Below are 18810 nucleotides of genomic sequence, written 5' to 3'. Positions count from 1 at the left end.
AACTGTAACAATCATTCAATTTTAATTGAATGATTGTTACAGTGTTAGATGTGTCAAATAATGGGGGATGTTTTTAATATCCCTTATTTTGGCTCAGGTTGTTGTTGTTAAGCCGTTCAGACCTTGGGATGGGATAAAGTACAGCATTTTCGTTCCACAAAGGTTTTATTGCTCCTAAGACTGTCCCGGCTCTTCCTGTTCTCCTTAAATCATTCCAGCGGTGTCCGCATTCTCCAAACAATTCTATTCTACGCTCGCGTTCGATAGCAAGTATAATATCTGCTTTCGCTACGGCACTAGTGACAAGTAAACCTGCACGATTACGAATTACATTAATATCTGATATGGCACCGTCCAGGTCATTTTGCATTACTTTCGCTTCCGCACGTATCAAATATTGCTCGCCTAATCTTAAATAAGTAGGATATTCCGCCAATGCGGTGCTGTTTTGTACTTTTTGCTTGTATTTGGACGGATAATAATAATCGACACCCTGATAAGTTGATTTTCCCACCCAACTCGAGAATCTTTTATCACCTGTTTCGAAAGCATTTAGCAAATAATCAGATATTTGGTACATGGGTACTTGTGTACTTCCCTGTGCGTAAGTTTGCCCTTCCTGTGTAAATCCAACAAAAGCAGCGGAATTTAGTTGAAATATAGCTTCTGTATTGTTTTTTACAAATATTCCAGTTAAAGAAGCGGTAGGCAAGATGTTATACAAAGTGGTGTAACTGATGACGGTAGAGGCATTAGATTGTGCATTTACATAGTCTCCGGTATATAGGTAAACTCGTGCTAAAAGTGCAATAGCGGCATATTTGTTAGGCTTTATTCTCTCGCCAGCCCCGTAACTATAATCTGCCTGTAATCCATCTCTGGCATCAATAAGATCTTGGATAATTTGTTTATAGACCTCGGCCTTTGGACTCCGAAATAGTGTATTGTTGACTACTGCATTTGTGCTGAGTGCCAATGGAACATCTCCCCATAGATTGGTGAGATAGAAATAATAATATGCTCTCACAAACTTTGCTTCGGCAATTGCCTCTTTTTTCATAGCATCAGTCAAACCTTCTTTACTTGACTGAACACCTTCTATAATTAAATTTGCTTTATAAATCAGTGCGTAAGAGGAATTCCACATCCCTTGAACAGTAGCATTGTCGTCGTAAATGCTATTCGTAATGAAACCATCATAAGTTTCGTTTGGGATATAGAATTTCATCTCATCTGCTGAATTTCCTGTTACAAACGATAAATTGAATTGCAAGTTCGTAGAGGTTTCATTGGCCATTTGACTGAATAGTCCTGCAAGCGCCGATTTTAATGTGGCGTCATTAATATAAACTGTGGCAGAAACAAGCTGACTGTTTGGAGCGCCAACATCAACAAATTTTTTGCAACCGCTTATTGCAAAGGAAGCCGCAACGATAAAGACTGATAAGTATATGCGATATAAAAGATTAGTAGTTTTCATGCTGATTAGATTTAGAATGAGAATTTAAGACCTGCCACAAATGTTGTCAATGGTGGTATATTACTCGCTGGGCTCTCCGGATCATAACCTTTAAAGTTTGTAAAAGTCAGGAGATTCTGTCCTTGCAAAAATACTTGCGCCGAGCCCAAATGCAGGGCTTTAATCCAGTCGTTCTTAAAATTGTAGGAAAGCGCAACATTTTTCAATCTCAGATAGGCACCGTTACTGACCATTGCATCAGATTGCGTATATTTATAATAACTGTTATAAGGAGTTCCATCGATATTGATCCCAGCTGTACGTGTGGCTATTTTCCCGTCGGTAGCTTTAAAGAGTTCATATGCGTAGCTTGACATGTTAATGGGATTGTATCCTGGAGGAGCAATACCCGTATAATAATCGATGTTGTATTTTGTACTTTTTCCTGTAAACTGAAAAAGAAAATCCAGTTGAAAACCTTTATAGCTTAGACTGTTGTTCATTCCTCCAAAAAAATCAGGGTTCGTTTTGCCAATTGCAACATAATCACCTAAGCCATTGTCGGCCAAACCGCTTTCATTTAATGATGTAGATCCATTATTGTTTGCATCAAGGAATGTCGGTAAACCATCTTGAGCAGATAACCCGGTATATTTTCTGGCATAAATTGTACTCATTTCCTTGCCAACCACCATATAATTGATATATGCTGTATTTGCTATTGTTGGAAATGAAACTAATGTGCTTTTGTTAAAACTAATGTTAAAGTTTGTCGTCCAGCTAAAACTTTTTGATTTGAAATTTTGGGTAGTCAACGTAAATTCCAATCCCTTCTGTTGAATTCTTGCTGGCATATTAGCGTACATTGATGTAAACCCGGTAACTCCGGTAACTGGACTACTTACCAGGGGGTTGTCGGTATTGTTTACATAATATGCCCCCGTAACCAATATGCGGTCTTTGAAGAAACCTAAATCCATGGCAACTTCCAGCTTTTTATTTACTTCCCATTTCAGGTCTGGATTTGCCAGCTTAGTAGGATTTAGTCCGGAAATACCTCCGTAAGTGTAATTAGAAGTGCTATAAGTGTCTAGATACAAGTAATTAGGGATCTGATCGTTTCCAGTAATACCGTAGCTGGAACGAAGCTTACCATAACTCAAGAATGCTATCTTATCCTTGATCCAGTTTTCTTCTGTAAAAATCCAGGCTAATGCCGCCGAACCAAAACTACCAAAACGGTTATTATTTCCAAATTTAGAAGAACCGTCATACCGGTAATTTAGATTTGCGATGTACTTGTTGTGCCAATTGTAATTTAATCTTCCAAAGACTGATTGATATTTGTAATCAGAGTCAAAATTATATGTACGTACCGTCCCAGCGTTTGAAATGGAATTAACTAGTGCATCAGAAGTATAATTAGTTCCAATGATATAAAATGGCTGATCGTATTGATTGCTCTGAAAGGTAGCCCCTCCTAGTATATTAAGGGTACCTTGACCAATTTTTGTGGTATAATCAGCCATCGGCTCTACGTTCCATGTGGTTGCGGTGTTTTGTTGAAAAGCTGCCGATGGTAACGTGGTTGTGAAAGGACTAATACTTTTTGACAAATTGAGATTTCTGGCGTCCGCTACCAGTTTATTATAGGAAGAATTCAATCTGATATTCAACCCCTCAACTGGCGAATACTTCAGATTGATACTACCGATCAAATTGTTGTTTTTTGCCTCATAAGGCTGATATAAAAATTTCAAAGGGTTCTGATAGGAGAGCGCCGACTGATTAATCCAGTAAAGATTTTGCCCAGTTTCATCATACAGTGGAAAGTTTGGAGCCTGCGTAAATGCAATATATGCCAGATCAGTTGTTTGCCCAAGTCGCGAAACATTGTTGTTTTTATCCAACACAAGCATAGATGTAATCTTGGCTGTAAATTTTCGGTCTAAAGAATTATGCTCAACAGCGAGGTGTATAGCGCCTCTATCGTAACTATAATCGCCTGGGATCACGGTCGTTTCTTTGTGGTAAGTTCCGCTTAAAAGAAAGTTTGTTTGTGTACTTCCTCCGGAAAAGGAAGTCGAAGCATCTGTTGTTTGCGCAGTCTTGCCCATCAATACTTTCTCAAAATCCGTTGAAGTATTTGTATCCCAAATTGTAAGGTCGGGGGCATTAGTCGTAGTTGGTACGACTCCGGAGTTGGCGAAGGCTGCACGACGAACTTCAAGATATTGTTCCAACGTCATGTTTTTAACCCGGTGTAAATTTGAGATAGACGAAATCCCCTTACTAAGATTAACATCCAACTTCGTTTTTCCCGGCTTGCCTTTTTTAGTAGTGATTAACACAACTCCATTTCCACCACGGCTACCATATATAGAAGTCGCATCTGCATCTTTAAGTATCTCAATGTTCTCGATATCACTTGGATTAATTGCATTCAAAGGACTGTTGCCGTATGATGGTTTCAGATATCCAACTGTATTGCCTCCAGCTGAATAGACAGGTTCAGACAGAAAAGGTACACCATCTATAATATATAGGGGAGAAGTACCGGTAGTTGCTACACCACTGACAACTGCAGGTAGCGAGGTAGCCGCACGAATCTGAACTGCCACACCTGAACCAGGAGAACCACTGGATTGGCTTATGAGGAGGCCTGGAACTTGTCCAGATAGCGCTTGCAATACATTAGTAACGGGTTGCTTCTCGATTTCTGCAGCACTTATTTTCGCTATTGATCCCGTACTTAGTCGCTGACTCGTCGCTTGCCCGTAACCTACAACTTGTATTTCGTCAAGTTTTGTATTACTTGGTTGAAGTGCTATGGAAAGATTTGCGGACTTCCTGTCTTTCAACGGCAATTCCTGGTTGATATATCCGATATAACGAAATATCAGGACATCATCTTCATTCAGATTATTTAAAGTAAACTCACCCTTTAGGTTGGTTACCGTCGATCTCGTAGAGCCCTTAACTGAAACGGTTACACCAGCCAAAGGATGTCCCTCGCCAGTCACCATCCCTTTTATAGAAATCTGCAATTTAAACAGGTCAGTTACCTTATCTATAAACGTTGACTCGCTGTTCTGGACAATAACGTTTTTGTCCACCATCTTATAGGTGAGTGGTTGGTTTTTAAAAATTGCTTTCAACGCCTCATCAAGTGATACATCCGTAAGATTTACAGATACAAGACTTCCTTTTTTCAATAAATTTGACTCATATATGAAAGTATATCCTGTTTGTTTGCGAACCTTCTTTAGTATCTGCTCCAAAGGAATATTTTTTTCACGCAGATTAATCTGACTGAAAGTTTTAGCGCTTACAGAAAGCAAGCTTACAAGTAAGATAAGTATTGTCAACTTCATGACTAGCAGGAGTTTTTTTAGAAAATACCATGCGCCATCGGGCATAGCAGTAGCAGTAGAATTAAAATTCATTACATTTGCATTGTTTGGGTTAATACTAAGTTTGATCTTCAAATCATCTTTTCCACTGGTAGGAAAATGGGTTGGCCCGAATTCTATCCGCGGAGGTGCGTCAACACTTCCGCGGCTTTTACGGTTACCCTAGCCTTGGGCTCACTGTCGTCGTAAAAATCTGGTCATAATTGTTTTGGTTTAGGTTATAATTAGTTGATTTGTAATAGGCTATTGGATGACAATAATTTTCTTCTTTTCCACTCTAAATCTTATTTTCAATAAGGAAATCACCTCTAAAGCTTTAGAGACTGTCATATCTCTATGAATATCACCTGTAAACCGCCTTTTGGTCGGATTTCCCTGATACTCAATATCTACATCATACCATCTGGATAAAGCTCGCATTACAGTTGGTACATCAGCATCGTTAAAATGGAAAAATCCATCTTTCCAGGCAATGGCCTCATTTACGTCTACATCTGTAGCGAGCGTTAAATGTTCCGCTCCTCTGGATTGTTGTCCAGGCTTTAAATAAACTGTCTCCAGCTGATCATTTGTAACCTTTACACTTCCGACTAGCAAGGTAGTTTCGGTTGTTGGTTCGTCCTTATAAGCACTGACATTAAACTGGGTACCCAGTACTTGTACCGTTTGTCCGTTAGAAACGACCTTAAATGGTTTTTTAGTGTTGTGCGTAACGTTGAAGTAGGCCTCTCCATGTAGGACGACTCTACGTTCTGTACCTGCAAAGCTAGTTGGGTAAGTAATAGAAGACATTGCATTTAAAACCACCTGAGTTCCATCCTCTAGTATCAGCTTATACGTACCACCCCGGGGCGTACTCATGGTATTATACAGTGAAGGGTTAATGGATTTTTTATCTGCAACATGGTAGGAGAGCCCGCCTTGTCCACGCTTGGTAATTTCGGCCCCTCCTTGCTGCGCAACTATACCTTTCTCTGCATCAGATAAGAAAATCTTCTTACCGTCAGCCAATGTAAGTATCGCTTTATTTTTTCCTGGTAAAATGTCATTGGATTTAATCTCTACCAGCTGCTGTGTCCGATCTGGCTTGTAGAGGAAAAAATATGTAATGAAGGAGAGTATAAACAAAACTACTGCGGCGGAAATAATTCGAGGCCATAATCTGATAGGTTTGTTTTTATTTTTTTCATCTTCTATATGCGTATTCAGATTTGACCAAATTCTGTTGTCAGCCTCAATAATGCGTGAATAATCCGGAATATAACCACTATCCTCCAAGTTTTTAGCAAACCATTGTTCGACAATAAGCTGCTCCTCATGGCTTAAATCATCGTTTAGGTATCGTTGAATTAGTTTTCTAGCGTCAAGTTGTTCCATTAGTTGCTGCATTTAGCTGGTATATTCAACTATATGTAGGTTAACGGACACAAAAGTCCCGGATAAATTTTAGTATTTGAAGAAATAATAGAAATATAAAAAACCAAGCACCCCTAATTTATCGCGTAAAACTTTCATTGCCAGACTAATCTGATTTTTGACTGTTTTCTCTGAAATTCCAAGATGTTCGGCAATTTGCTTGTTTTTCAGGTTTAATTTCCGGCTGAGTTCAAATATTTCACGCATCTTAATCGGAAGTCTGGCAATTTCATTTTCGATGATTTTTGCCAACTCCTTTTCAGCGATATAGTTGTCTGTTAAAAACTCTCCCTGATCCAGAAACAACTGGAATGACTGCACATAGTCGGACTTGACTTTCTGCTTATCTATCAAATCAAAAAACCTGTAACGAACGGCTGCATATAGGTAAGAAGAAATCGATGTTTTGAAATTAATAGCATCTCGCTTATCCCAAACGGAAATAAAAACCTCCTGCACCAAATCCTCGGCGAGGTCAAAATCCTTGATGATTTTACAAGCATAAACGTATAACAATCCCTTATAACGACTATAAAGTGTACTGAACGCAATTTTATCCCCCTCTCTAAGAAGCACAATCAATTCTTCATCACTTCGCTTAGTATAGATTAACATCTCAAAGATATAATACACGAATTTATACAAACTTAACAAGATATGAGAGCCATTTTGGAATTAAAAAATTGATTTTGAAATTAGTTTTCATATAATGATCCAACAAAGTTTCAATACCAAAAGCTGTGTATTACCGAATGCAGAACGTGCTAATCTAATTGCTTATTACGAACACCTTCATAGCTTGATTTTGGCAATTAGTCTCGTTAATAATGACTTAGAAAGACCGAAATAGATGCTCTCGCTGATGCGGAGCATACAAAACGGCCCTGCAATTATGTATTGCAGGGCCGTTTATCTAATTTTTTTTAAAAAATGCTCGCTTATTTCTCAACAAATAGGCTTGCTAATTTAGCTTGTAGGGCTTCGCCCCTCAAATCCTTACCAATAACTTTTCCGTCAGGACCGATTAAAAAACTTGCAGGTACTGATTTTACACCATATATAGCGGCAGCACTATTTTTCCATCCTTTTAAATCTGAAACATGGTTCCATATTAACCCATCTGCTGCGATAGCTTTTAACCATGGTGCTTTAGAGCCGTCAAGAGAAACTCCTAGTATTTCGAAACCTTTATCGTGATATTTTTTATAAGCGGCTACCACATTTGGATTCTCTTTACGGCATGGACCACACCAGCTTGCCCAGAAATCAATCAGCACATATTTCCCTTTAAAGTCAGCAAGACTTATCATTTTACCAGCTGTATCTGCCATTGAAAATACTGGTGCAACTTTACCTATCGCTGTTTTTTCATCAAGCGCCAATGCTGCGTAAATCTGTTTTCCGAAAGACGACTGTTGTACCTCTTTACTCAATAAGGGCATCAATGCTCTTGCGTTATCAAAGTAAGGATAATTGATATACCTATCCAGGATTATCATTGCCGAGGCAATAGAGTTTCTATTTTTCCTTACATAGGCATTTACAACGGTGTCATTTAAGACGCCCAACGCCTTAAATTCTTCGTCGAAACCTTTCCTTATGGAGGAATCTGTTTTCATTTTTCCTTCCTTTTCAGCTTTGTTCAAACGTTGGTATATGTCGCCGGCTTTTGCTGTAATTGGTTTCCAGTCGACATTGTAAAAACTCATGTAAGTATCATAAAGTTCAGAGCCAGTTACTTTTGCTTTATATAATGAATCCTTAGTTGCGGTAAAGGTCAGGTTTTTGTTTTCCACCACAAAGTTTGATCCCCTTTGTTTATCCGTAATATAAATGCTGTAAAACGCGGGGGATGTAGTAGCGCCTTTAAATACAAAGCGATTGTTTACAATTTTAGCCGAATCCGTAATGATTTCTTTCTTTTCATTTTCGTGGGCCAGATACACTTTTCCCGAAGGGAGGTCGGTAATGGTTCCGTTGATGGTAAATCCCTTTTTTTGTGCCTGAACAGAATGGGCTAGGCTAAGCACCAGGCCCGCAGCCAGGATGATGATTGCTGTTTTGTTTTTCATGTTGTGTGATGATAAATGAAAACAACATGCAGGGATAATGCTGCATATTGTTTTCTGATTTTAAGACAATAGGTTGGGGGATATTACCAACCTGGATTATTAGGTAGCAATGCAGGGTTTTTTTCCACCTCGGCCTGATAAATAGGGAAAAGGTATAGCCTGTCAGTAAAGGTTCTTTGAAGTACTGTTGACTCTGTATACTGGCGCGGATTGGTACCACTTTGCGTAATTGTTATCCCTTTAATAGGCGTTCCCAGTAATTGAGGCCCCATTTTCCAGCGACGAATGTCCCATAAGCGGGTCCCTTCAAATGCCAGTTCAATGTTGCGCTCATGCATGATTTTTTCCAATGTAATTTCTCCGGGAAGGATATCAGGCATATTTACACTAGGCCTTTTACGAACTTTATTAACGTAGATTCTGGCATCCTCAGTCAGCCCGATTTTATAAGCTGCTTCAGCGAAATTTAACAAAATTTCAGCATAGCGGATTAAGATGTAATTCTGACCGCCCCCATAACTTTTTGTAGTCACCATTGGGTCGAATGTCGGATCCTGCATTTTTTTTAATGCATAACCAGTAGCAAGTGGAGCAAAAGAAGGATTATAGTTGGATCCTGGTATGAAATCCAGCGTTTTACCAAGCCAGGTAGATCCGTCGTAAAGTATACTGGCATAGAATCTTGGATCTCTGTTCTCGTAAGGTTTGTTCAGATTATAACCTGATCCCGACTCATTAATCATCTTACCATTATTCATTTCATACTCATTTACGATGTTTTGAGTTGGCTGGTTCAATGCACTTGGCCCTGGAGGAACAATTCCCCATGGCAAATTATAATGATGTACATGATAAGCCTGGAAATTTGATTTGTACTGGTGATCCAAAATCACTTCCATATTATTATCGTTGGCCTCATAAAACATGGCTTCGTAGTTTGGATATAAACCATAACCGGTTTTTGCACTGATATCAATAACATCTTTCGCCGCATTGTAAGCTGCCTGCCAGTTGTTGTTATAACCTGCGGCATATAGTAATACGCGGCTCTTTAGCGCAAGAGCGGCACCAATAGTAATTCTGCCGACGTCGGCTCCTGTGTATTTATAAGCCAGAAACTGCCCCTTGTTGATATCGTCCATCTCTGCAACAATAAAGTTTACGACTTCTTGATACGAATTACGGGGAACGTTTAAATTTTCATCAAGATCCTGTGCTTTGGTAATCAAAGGTACGGCTCCAAAATAGTTGATCAGGTAGGAGTAGTTTAAAGCGCGTAAAAACCTCGCTTCATCTCTTGTCCGGTTTTTGAATTTTGCACTTGCTGGTACACGGTCTATATTCGCAATCAGAATATTGCAGCGTCTGATGTTGATATACGCCGTGTTGTAGGCTCCTGTAATACCAAAAGGAGCGGTTGAAGCAGCAAAAGTATTCTGATAAATGCTTACGTTACCGCTCGAATATAGCTGATCGCTAAAGGCATCTCGCATACTTCCAGCAAATTCGGTCGGAATACCCGTGTAAAGGTTATTCAGGAATAAGCCGGTTAAAGTAGAATCTTTATACACATCTTCATCACTGAATCTGTCCAGAGGCTGACTGTTTAAAAAGTCTTTTTTGCATCCTGAGGCGAAAATAATGGCGAACAGGAATATGATTAATGAATATCTTTTCATTTTAAATAGATTAAAATTTAACAGTTAAACCAAGATTGAACACTTTCTGGATCAAGTAGCTTTCTGCTCCAAAAGAAGAAGCAAATGCCTCAGGATCTACATCTTTTAAACTGGTGATCGTAAAGAGATTTGTTCCACTAACAAAAAAACGGGCGCTTGAGATATTTAAGCGTGAAAGCGCTGCGGAAGGAATGCTGTAGCCCAGTTCTAGATTTTTCAACCTTAGGTACGACCCGTTTCGCAGCCAGTAACTTGAGATTTCCTGATTATTGCTGTAGCTTGAGAATAAACGGGGATAAGAGGCGTCTGTGTTTTCAGGCGTCCATCTGTCCAGGTGTTTTTTTGAAGGTACCGCATTTCCTGCAAATGCCCATTCTCCTAAGCCTGTCATGTATTTTTCTACTTTGGCTGCACCCTGGAACAACACACTGATGTCAAATCCTTTATAGTTAGCTCCCATAGATAAACCATAGATGATTTGAGGATAGTCTCCTTTACCAATTATTGTTTTATCTGCCGCGGTGATTTTACCGTCGCCGTTTACGTCTTTATATCTAATATCTCCTGGGGCTACAGTAGTGTATAAAGGTGTTGGCCCTGCGGCAATTTCAGCCTTGGATTGATATAGTCCTTCTGCGATGTAACCTGCGGGTGAAACTAAATTACCTGCCGGAAGATAGAACGGATGGCCAATTAAGCTTTGATAAGGAAGAATCCCGGCAGCTTCAGGCATATAAACTACTTTATTCTTGTTGAAAGTAACATTTGGTTTAACAAAGTAGTCTACTGCGCCAAGACGACTCTTGTAGTCCATTGCCAGTTCAAAACCACTGTTGTCAATTATATTCAGGTTTTCGCTTGGTAAAGTTCCACCGATGGTAGCAGGTATACTAAATGATCTTGTACCTAAAATGTTTTTTGTCCTTTTGTAAAAATAATCTGCTTCTATGCCTAATTTATTTTTAAATAAACGGGCCTCTAAACCGATATTTGAAATATTGGCTTTTTCCCAGGTAAATGAGGCGTTTGGAATCACACCAGGAACGAGCGCCTGAACATCTGCATTCCCAAAAATGTAATTACCATCTAAGCCACTTCCCAGCGTATAGGTATTAAGATAATCAAATTGACCAGTCCTGTCATTACCCAGTTGTCCATATGAGCCCCTTAGCTTTAAGAAACTGATTACTGGAACATCTTTTAAGAAAGCTTCCTCAGAGAGCACCCAGCCTGCAGAAACTGCAGGGAAAAAACCAAATCTGTCGTCTTTGGGAAATACATCTGATCCGTCGTAGCGAAAGCTGAATTCAAACAGATACTTGCCACTATAATTGTAGGCTGCGCGACCAACTACACTCTGGCGTGCATTTCTAAATGCAACACCGTAGTTGTCATCATTGTTGACGTCACCGGCAAATAGCTGATCAACCTGTGGGGAGGCGAAATTCCCTCTTGATGCTGATATTCTGTTTCCCTGGTTTTCTGTTTGCGTGTATAGGGCAAGTACATCGATATTATGATTACCGAAGGTTTTTTTATAGTTCAGGGAAGCCTCTGCCAGCACCGTTTGCCGCTGTATAAATTGTTCGGTTAATGAAGCCCTTGTATTGCCTGTAGCTCTGGTTGTATACGTCCCATTGTCATTTCTTACAGATGTGACATAAGGCTTAGCGAAGTTCTTTATATAAGTTTGGTATTTGTTATAAGAAAACGTGCCTTTAGCGGTTAAGCCACTGATAAAAGGAACATTATAAATTAATGACCCCACACCTTCCAGTACATTTAAATCTGTATTTACATAACCTGCATCACCTCGTCCGATTAAATACGGACTACCATTAATCAAAGAAGAAAAGCCACTTACAATCGAAACGTAATTATAAGTGCCATTGCTAAACCTGCTCGGAATCAGAGGAGAGATCATGCGGTACTGGCTTACAATCGCACCACCCGCAACCGGATCCTTTGTTTTTTCAATTCGTCCATTTAAATTCAGGCTTACCTTCAGGTTTTTAGATATCTCAGCATCCAGGTTTGTACGCAAAGAATATTGTTTGTAGCCGGATGACTCAAAAAGTCCTTTTTGGTCGAGATAACCTGTGGAAATAAAATATTTAGATTTTTCACCACCACCATTTACTGAAATATTTTGTCTTTGCTGGAAGCTGCTTGGTTTCATTAAAGCGCTATACCAATCGGTGTTTGCATATCTGTCCGGATCGGAGCCTGTCCTGATTACTTCTAGTTGCTCATCTGTATAGCCCCTGTTTGCAGAGGGGAGAAAGTTATTCTCATTTTTATACATCTCATTCAACAGCGTTGCATATTCATAACTGTTCACAAGATCCGCTAACTGAGTCGGTTTCTGCCAGCTACCGTTAAATGTATAGTTCAGACTTGGTTTTCCTTTATCTCCTCGTCTGGTCGTGATCAGAATGACCCCATTTGCAGCCCTTGCACCATATACCGCAGCTGTACCTGCATCCTTCAAAATTGAAATGCTTTCAATATCTGAGGGATCCATATGCGGTAAGTTAGCATTAACAGATTTGCCATTCCCATTGGCGTCAACGGCTTCTTGCGGAATACCGTCTATTACAATAAGTGGAGATGAGTTCCCTGATGTACTTAATCCGCGGATTAATAGCCTGGAATCATCTCTTCCTGGTTGTCCTGATCCCTGGAAAGCAATTAGTCCTGGTAGACGGCCAGCAAGTGAGTTACTGATATTTGCCGCAGGACTTTGTCTCAATTCCGCTCCGCTCACTGTTGCTACCGAACCTGTAATGTTAGCTTTCTTCTGTTCAGAGTAACCCAGCACCACTACTTCCTGTAGACTGCCTGGAGCAGCCACCATGGTCACCCTGACTGAGGTCGAAGTTCCAACAGCAATTTCCTGTGTTTTAAATCCTATATAACTAAATACCAATACCTGATTGCCGTCTGATGGTATGTTAATATTAAAATGTCCATTTACATCGGTAGCGGTGCTCGTATTTCGGTCTCCTTTAATCATGATGGTCACGCCGGGAAGTGGAAGTCCCTCATCATCCAGTACAATTCCTGTAATTTTCACATCGGCCTGCTCTGTAGGGATACCATAGGTTTCTGTTTTGGAAATCAGGATTTTATTGTTTACCTGGCTAAATGTTAAACCATTTGCCCTCAATATCTGGTTTAATGTTTCTTTAACCGATCGGGTCCCCAAGGGTATATTTAAATTCTTTACATCCTTAATGTCGCTGTTTCTGTAGATAAACCTGAAATCGGTTTGTCCTTCGATTTTTTTTATAGCCGATAAAACTGACTCATTTTTCAGCTCGATTGTTACTTCAACCTGAGCCGCCCCCTGTGCCTTGATGTTTGAAGCAAACAGGATTTGAAAGGTTGTAGCAATTATAATAGCTGTAATTAGGCTTAAACGCATAATCTGACGAATTATATATCGTGATTTACTGGAGGTAGAAAAGTACAAATAGCTTTGACTACCCTCTGCTGGTTCTGCAGAAAATTTCATAATTTTAAATGTTTAAATGATCCTCGAAAAATTGTTTATAACATTTTGCTCTAGTTAGCGCTAAAGCAAAGCAATCAACAGCTCCCTGTTTAGCGACAGGGAGTTTTTTTATCAAATTCGCAGTTGGTAAATTTCTTTCATAAATGGTTTTAATTAAGGGTTTAGGTTTATTAATTGATTAATTATTATTTACATCCGTTGCCAGAAATGATGATCTCTCCAGCCTTTTTTTGATACGTTATATGATTAAATGAAGTAATGACTTCTAGAATCTCCTCTAAGCTTTCGCCCTTTAAAAAGGTAGCTGTAAAACGACAGCTTCTGCTTTCCTCGCTGGCAAATTTTATTTTTATATTGAAACGTTTAGCCAATTGCGCTGCCGCTTCATCCATGGTTACATCATCAAAGTAGAGGTCTTTTTCCTGCCACTCTACTATTTTGCTGGCTACTACAGGGGTAAGGGATGATTTCATCTCTGTTTTATTGAAAACAATCTGCTGATCCGGAACAATTATTCCAAGTGTTTTGTTCTCATTTTTAACCATTACCTTTCCTCTGGTTACAGTTACTACTACATTGTTCTCTTTGTCATATGCCTTAATGTTAAAAGCTGTTCCCAAAACAGTCGTGCTTATTTTTCCCGTATGGACTATGAAAGGTTTTTCAGCATTATGTTTGATGTCAAAATACCCTTCTCCCTCTAGTATTATTTCTCGTGTGTTGCCGGAGAAATTTTTTGGAAACTCGAGCTTACTGCCGTTATTCAGAATAACAATGCTGCCATCAGGTAGTTTTATTTTTTTGTGTTCATTAATGGTAGCCAACTTTATCACAGGATTAGTTTTGCCTGCTATCGCCTGAGCCTGTTTAGCTTTATTGGAGCTGTCGCTGTTTGAACTGTAAAACCAAAAAGCAAAAATTCCCAGTAAAAATGATGCAGCAGCCCACATGATCCATGATCTTCTGGTGTTCAGTTTAATGGTCTGGTTATTTTCCTGGATATATTCTCCGGCAGATAAAATCCTGTCAAATAGCTGATCTACACTTTTTTTGTCCAGTTCCGGGCCATTACGATGGTTTTTCCACTCCTCATTCATCAGCTGATCAAGCTCAATGGCTTTATTTTTGTCGTTAATTAAGCTCATCAACTCTGCATATTCCGCCTGTGTACAGGTTTTGTGTACGTATTTCTGAAATAAATGCGTTAGTCTTTCCTTACTCATCGGGTACAATTTAGGATTAAAAGCAAGGGGTTATCTTGCCTATTTATTATAATGACAATCCTAAATCAAAAAGGTAGTAGTGGATGTGAAATTATTTTATCACATAAAAAAACATAAACAACAAAACGCAGAGATCGGCCTGGTCGCCCATAAAATTACGGATGGTTTTGGTCGCATCGCGCAGGTGCGCTTTTACGGTAAGAGGCGAAATGTTAAGTTTTTCGGCTACCTCTTTCTGTTTTATGCCATCAATGTGGCACATTTGATAAATCAGCCGCTGCTGTTTGGGAAGTTTTAAAATTGCTTCGTTAAGCAAGGCACGGGTTTCTTTGAATTGGATCTGCTCTTCGGTATCGTTATCTACTTCCGTCCAGGTCTTAACATGGGCATTGCTCAATTTGAAATCAAGCGCTATTTTTTTTAAGGCATTTAAGGTCACGTTTTTGGTAATCACCCTCAGGTAACCTCCGAAATTGTTTATTTGTGATAATTTCGCTCTATTGATCCAGATGTTTATAAATACCTCTTGCACTATTTCCTGTGCAAGAGATTCAGATCGCAACACCCAATTGGAATAGCTATAAACTTTAGAATGATACTGGTCAAATAATTTCCTGAAAGCATAATGGTCCCCACTGGTTATTTTAGCCAAAAGAATTTCCTCACCAGTGGGAGCTTTACTTTCCATTATGCTAAGTTAAAATTATAGTTTAGGAAATCAGCTATATGCCTTTCTAAATATAACGTTTAGAGGAATATCTATACCTTATGGATACAACAAATACTTTTTGCGCATCTTTTTATATTGACTTAATCCGGGTTCCCAGCTCGCTCTGATTTCTTGTTCTGATTTTCCGGCAATAATTTGTTTCCTGAAATCAGCAACACCAATAAGCCTTTCAATTGTCCCCATTTCTTTGCTCAAACTAGAGTTAAAGAAATCTGCTTTGTTTGGTGAAGCGTTATACAATTCGATTATCCAGCCTAAGTTGATCTGCTTTGTTTTTCTGAAATTGTTGGTATCATAATTCCTAAGGTCTAAACCGTAACAAACCTGGTTCATAAACAAGGGACTTTCTGACATCCCTTTAAGACTTACTGGAGTGAAAGAAAACTCGTATTTACCTTTTAATGCAGGAGCACCTACAATGGTGAAGGGAAATTGTGTACCTCGGCCATAGTTTAAATAGGTGCCTTCGAACAGGCAGGTAGTTGGATACAATAAAATAGATTGTGGTGTATTTAAATTTGGTGAAGGATTAACAGGTAGTTCATAGGGAGTGTCGTGGGTGTAATTGGCCACTTTAATGATTTTGATTTTGCATTTCAGCTTATTGTCCAACCAGTTTTCGCCATTCAACATTTGAGCGTATTCACCAACGGTTAGTCCGTGCACTGCTGGAATTGGTTTTAATCCTATACCTGATTTAAATTTTGGATCAAGTATTGGGCCATCAATGTAAAAACCATTGGGGTTTGGTCTATCCAAAATCAGTACTTCCTTTTTGTTGGCTGCACAAGCCTCCATTACGTGTTGTAAAGTATTGATATAGGTATAAAAACGTACGCCCACATCCTGTATGTCAAATATCATCACATCCACATCTGCCAGTTCCGCTTTGGTAGGGGTAGAGTGTTTTCCATATAATGAAATGGCCTTTATCCCTGTTTTAGTGTCAATTTCATCATCAACATGTGTTCCGTTACTGGCATTTCCTCTAAAACCATGTTCTGGTCCAAATATCTTAACAATGTTTACGCCGCGTTTCAGCAAGCTGTCTACAGTGGTTTCCTTGCCGATTATAGAGGTTGGGTTAACCACCATACCTACACGTTTGCCTTTTAAATAAGGTACATATAGTTCTGTTTGTTCGGCACCGGTAAGTAGCTTTTTATGGGGTGGATCGATGGCTAATGTAGTTAATGGACTACAAATTTGAAGCAGAAAAGAGAACAAGACTGCATTCAGGAGGTGTGTTACGGATCGTGTCATTTAATAACCTTTTTTATTGTGTGTATAAAACTAAAGGTAATAAAAAATGATTAATCCGTTATTTAATAACAAAGGGGCATTTAACCCCTTTTGTCGTGTTTCTATTTCCAGTTTTATAGCTCTTACTTCTTTTTACTCCCGCCTAAATCTGGGGCATTGTGTACAGATAAAATTGATTCGATAGTGTCTCTGTTGGTTTCATAATCGCTCGCGACTTTTTGCCAGTGTACCAAATCATTTTGCAGTTTTTTAATCTGATTTTGGATAGATTTTACTTTGGTGTCTATCTTTTTTTCAATAGTTGATTTTGCCATTATCGTTCTGTTTTTACTTATAAACCTTAAATAAGGGCAGATTGTTTGGGACAGGCTTTTGTTTGTTTTAATTAATAATTTCCCCTTTATTATTCGCTAGTTTTTCCTGCCATTTTTTGAGTTCTTCTGGTGTTATTCGCAGCCAATCTGTTAGTTCGCCAACCACTTTAAGCGGCTCTTGGCTGCGATAAGAACGGGTAGGATTCCCTGGGAATTTTTTGTTAGTAACGTTTGGGTCATTCTCAAAGTTCCCTGTAGGTTCAACGATATAAACACGTTGGGGTCCCTCACCTTTAGCCAAAGCGGCGGCAAGTCCCGCTCCGTTCGCCAAGGCAGTAAAATAAATATGATTCATGACGAGTTCAGCCTTGTAGTTAGAGTTGCTCTCTGCTGTTAGCAAATCGCCGACCTGCAGCGCTGCTTTCGTCCCGTGGTAAAAGGGCCCCTTGTCAGATGGCCTATCTTCGAAAGTCTTTGCTAATTCCTGATTCTTTTTTGCATTATCTATGTCGCCTAAGTCTTTATAGCATTGGGCAATGTTTGAATATAGCGCAGGGAAGGCGCCTTTAACCGCATCATCATCAATTTTTAATGCAAACTGCAAACCTGTTTCAAGCCACTTTAATTTGTCGGCAACATTATTCTGATGTCGCGCTATATAATGAGCAGCAGTAAATTTTTCAAAATCGTTTGTCGCTTCGTTCCATGCTTGAAAAAATAACTTGATTGCTTCTTCAGGTCTTCCTTTTTCCTCCATCTCCATACCTTGGATGCATAATTTAACAACATGGTTGTTTGGGCTAAATTCCATCTTATAATGATTTTGTATGTTATGATAATGTCGACTCATGATCGCCAACTCTCAAATATATGTAACTCTCATAATTTTATGTTATCTTTGTATTGGCTAAGGAGTTTTAAGTCTGCATATCTCATCCCTTGATGGGTGCTGCCAGTATTGGCACGGGGGCTTCAGGATTTTTTAGCTTTTTTCTTTTATACTATTCTGCATATAGGTCAATGATTTCACCGAACCTGTTCTGCAAGGCATTAAAGTAACGACTTTCTCCTTTTAATAATTTGCGCTGCACTGCCCACATCATATAATCAATTATACTTAACTCGGGCATTTCTTTACTGGGTACAAGTTCAAGCTTGCAAGGTAGAAAAGTATTATACTTAGATTTTCCTCCCTGAAGTGCTCTTGTAACCGCTTCTTCAAAACGATGTAGTGTATTATTGCCACGTTGGGAAAGGTATAAGTAATGATGATAATCAGGTTTATTGATTTTTCCATTCAACAAGTGATGTAATACATCAAAATAAAACTCAGTCGGATTGTTGTTGTGTTTGCGATTAAAAATGGATAGATTTTTTTTAGCGATAACAATGTGTGCTTTATAGCCATTTAGATCACGCAGTAATTCAAAGAATTTTGCTCGTATTTCTGGATGATCACCCCGTGCATGAACATACCAGCCTTTTGTATTAGCTACCGAAGGAATGGAATTGTACATGGTGTCAGCTTTAATGTTTTCCATGAAGTCGGTAACAGCATTTCGAAGTACTTTCCGGTTGTCTGTTTCAATCATTCCAATAATTAGATAAGGTTGAAAACCTTCTGTACCTATTAATAACTTTTTCCGATTTCCGTAAAAATGGGGATCGCCACTTTCATCAATGAAATAATATTTTTTAGTTAACTGGTTTTCTATTTTGGTCAT

13 protein-coding genes are annotated in these 18810 nt (G+C 39.0%); all 13 read right to left on the bottom strand.

The window, feature by feature from the left end; translation table 11 throughout:
• Positions 1-73: 73 nt before the first annotated feature.
• Positions 74-1480, bottom strand: coding sequence for a RagB/SusD family nutrient uptake outer membrane protein (locus BLS35_RS19915; protein WP_090784619.1), 1407 nt, complete (start codon positions 1478-1480; stop codon positions 74-76).
• Between the two features lie 11 nt (positions 1481-1491).
• Entirely contained in the window at positions 1492-4905 is a 3414-nt protein-coding gene (locus BLS35_RS19910; protein ID WP_132226031.1) for a SusC/RagA family TonB-linked outer membrane protein, read from the bottom strand.
• Positions 4906-5115: 210 nt separating this feature from the next.
• Positions 5116-6249 carry a FecR family protein gene (locus tag BLS35_RS19905; RefSeq protein WP_165973359.1) on the bottom strand — a complete coding sequence of 378 codons (1134 nt, stop codon included), beginning with the start codon at positions 6247-6249 and terminating at the stop codon, positions 5116-5118.
• Positions 6250-6318: 69 nt separating this feature from the next.
• Positions 6319-6903 (bottom strand): RNA polymerase sigma-70 factor, encoded by a 585-nt coding sequence (locus tag BLS35_RS19900; protein ID WP_090784614.1) that lies wholly within the window; start codon positions 6901-6903, stop codon positions 6319-6321.
• Between the two features lie 323 nt (positions 6904-7226).
• The gene (locus BLS35_RS19895) at positions 7227-8360 is read right to left on the bottom strand and encodes a TlpA disulfide reductase family protein (protein WP_090784613.1); all 1134 of its coding nucleotides are present in this window, start codon (positions 8358-8360) and stop codon (positions 7227-7229) included.
• Between the two features lie 83 nt (positions 8361-8443).
• On the bottom strand, positions 8444-10039 hold the full coding sequence (locus tag BLS35_RS19890; protein WP_090784611.1) for a RagB/SusD family nutrient uptake outer membrane protein: 1596 nt from the start codon (positions 10037-10039) through the stop codon (positions 8444-8446).
• A 10-nt stretch (positions 10040-10049) separates the two neighbouring features.
• Complete coding sequence (locus tag BLS35_RS19885; RefSeq protein ID WP_090784609.1) at positions 10050-13556, bottom strand: TonB-dependent receptor; 3507 nt, start codon at positions 13554-13556, stop codon at positions 10050-10052.
• A gap of 185 nt (positions 13557-13741) precedes the next feature.
• Positions 13742-14779 (bottom strand): FecR family protein, encoded by a 1038-nt coding sequence (locus tag BLS35_RS19880; RefSeq protein ID WP_090784607.1) that lies wholly within the window; start codon positions 14777-14779, stop codon positions 13742-13744.
• Between the two features lie 91 nt (positions 14780-14870).
• Complete coding sequence (locus BLS35_RS19875) at positions 14871-15467, bottom strand: RNA polymerase sigma factor (protein WP_090784605.1); 597 nt, start codon at positions 15465-15467, stop codon at positions 14871-14873.
• Between the two features lie 78 nt (positions 15468-15545).
• Positions 15546-16772 (bottom strand): exo-beta-N-acetylmuramidase NamZ family protein, encoded by a 1227-nt coding sequence (locus BLS35_RS19870; RefSeq protein WP_090784602.1) that lies wholly within the window; start codon positions 16770-16772, stop codon positions 15546-15548.
• 122 nt (positions 16773-16894) lie between these two features.
• A complete protein-coding gene (locus tag BLS35_RS19865; protein ID WP_090784600.1) occupies positions 16895-17086 on the bottom strand; it encodes a prefoldin domain-containing protein in 192 nt (63 codons plus the stop codon).
• Between the two features lie 67 nt (positions 17087-17153).
• The gene (arr, locus tag BLS35_RS28405) at positions 17154-17594 is read right to left on the bottom strand and encodes an NAD(+)--rifampin ADP-ribosyltransferase (RefSeq protein ID WP_371328256.1); all 441 of its coding nucleotides are present in this window, start codon (positions 17592-17594) and stop codon (positions 17154-17156) included.
• A 493-nt stretch (positions 17595-18087) separates the two neighbouring features.
• Entirely contained in the window at positions 18088-18810 is a 723-nt protein-coding gene (locus BLS35_RS19855; protein WP_090784595.1) for a DUF3800 domain-containing protein, read from the bottom strand.

The organism is Pedobacter sp. ok626, assembly GCF_900100435.1.
In the GTDB taxonomy this organism is placed as follows: domain Bacteria; phylum Bacteroidota; class Bacteroidia; order Sphingobacteriales; family Sphingobacteriaceae; genus Pedobacter.
Note: the sequence above shows the minus strand (reverse complement) of the source record. Positions and strands in the feature narration are given on the sequence as shown.

Coding starts and splice junctions, on each gene's coding strand:
- BLS35_RS19915 (WP_090784619.1), bottom strand. CDS start 1,480: ATGAAAACTACTAATCTTTTATATCGCATATACTTATCAGTCTTTATC.
- BLS35_RS19910 (WP_132226031.1), bottom strand. CDS start 4,905: ATGAATTTTAATTCTACTGCTACTGCTATGCCCGATGGCGCATGGTAT.
- BLS35_RS19905 (WP_165973359.1), bottom strand. CDS start 6,249: ATGGAACAACTTGACGCTAGAAAACTAATTCAACGATACCTAAACGAT.
- BLS35_RS19900 (WP_090784614.1), bottom strand. CDS start 6,903: ATGTTAATCTATACTAAGCGAAGTGATGAAGAATTGATTGTGCTTCTT.
- BLS35_RS19895 (WP_090784613.1), bottom strand. CDS start 8,360: ATGAAAAACAAAACAGCAATCATCATCCTGGCTGCGGGCCTGGTGCTT.
- BLS35_RS19890 (WP_090784611.1), bottom strand. CDS start 10,039: ATGAAAAGATATTCATTAATCATATTCCTGTTCGCCATTATTTTCGCC.
- BLS35_RS19885 (WP_090784609.1), bottom strand. CDS start 13,556: ATGAAATTTTCTGCAGAACCAGCAGAGGGTAGTCAAAGCTATTTGTAC.
- BLS35_RS19880 (WP_090784607.1), bottom strand. CDS start 14,779: ATGAGTAAGGAAAGACTAACGCATTTATTTCAGAAATACGTACACAAA.
- BLS35_RS19875 (WP_090784605.1), bottom strand. CDS start 15,467: ATGGAAAGTAAAGCTCCCACTGGTGAGGAAATTCTTTTGGCTAAAATA.
- BLS35_RS19870 (WP_090784602.1), bottom strand. CDS start 16,772: ATGACACGATCCGTAACACACCTCCTGAATGCAGTCTTGTTCTCTTTT.
- BLS35_RS19865 (WP_090784600.1), bottom strand. CDS start 17,086: ATGGCAAAATCAACTATTGAAAAAAAGATAGACACCAAAGTAAAATCT.
- BLS35_RS19855 (WP_090784595.1), bottom strand. CDS start 18,810: ATGACCAAAATAGAAAACCAGTTAACTAAAAAATATTATTTCATTGAT.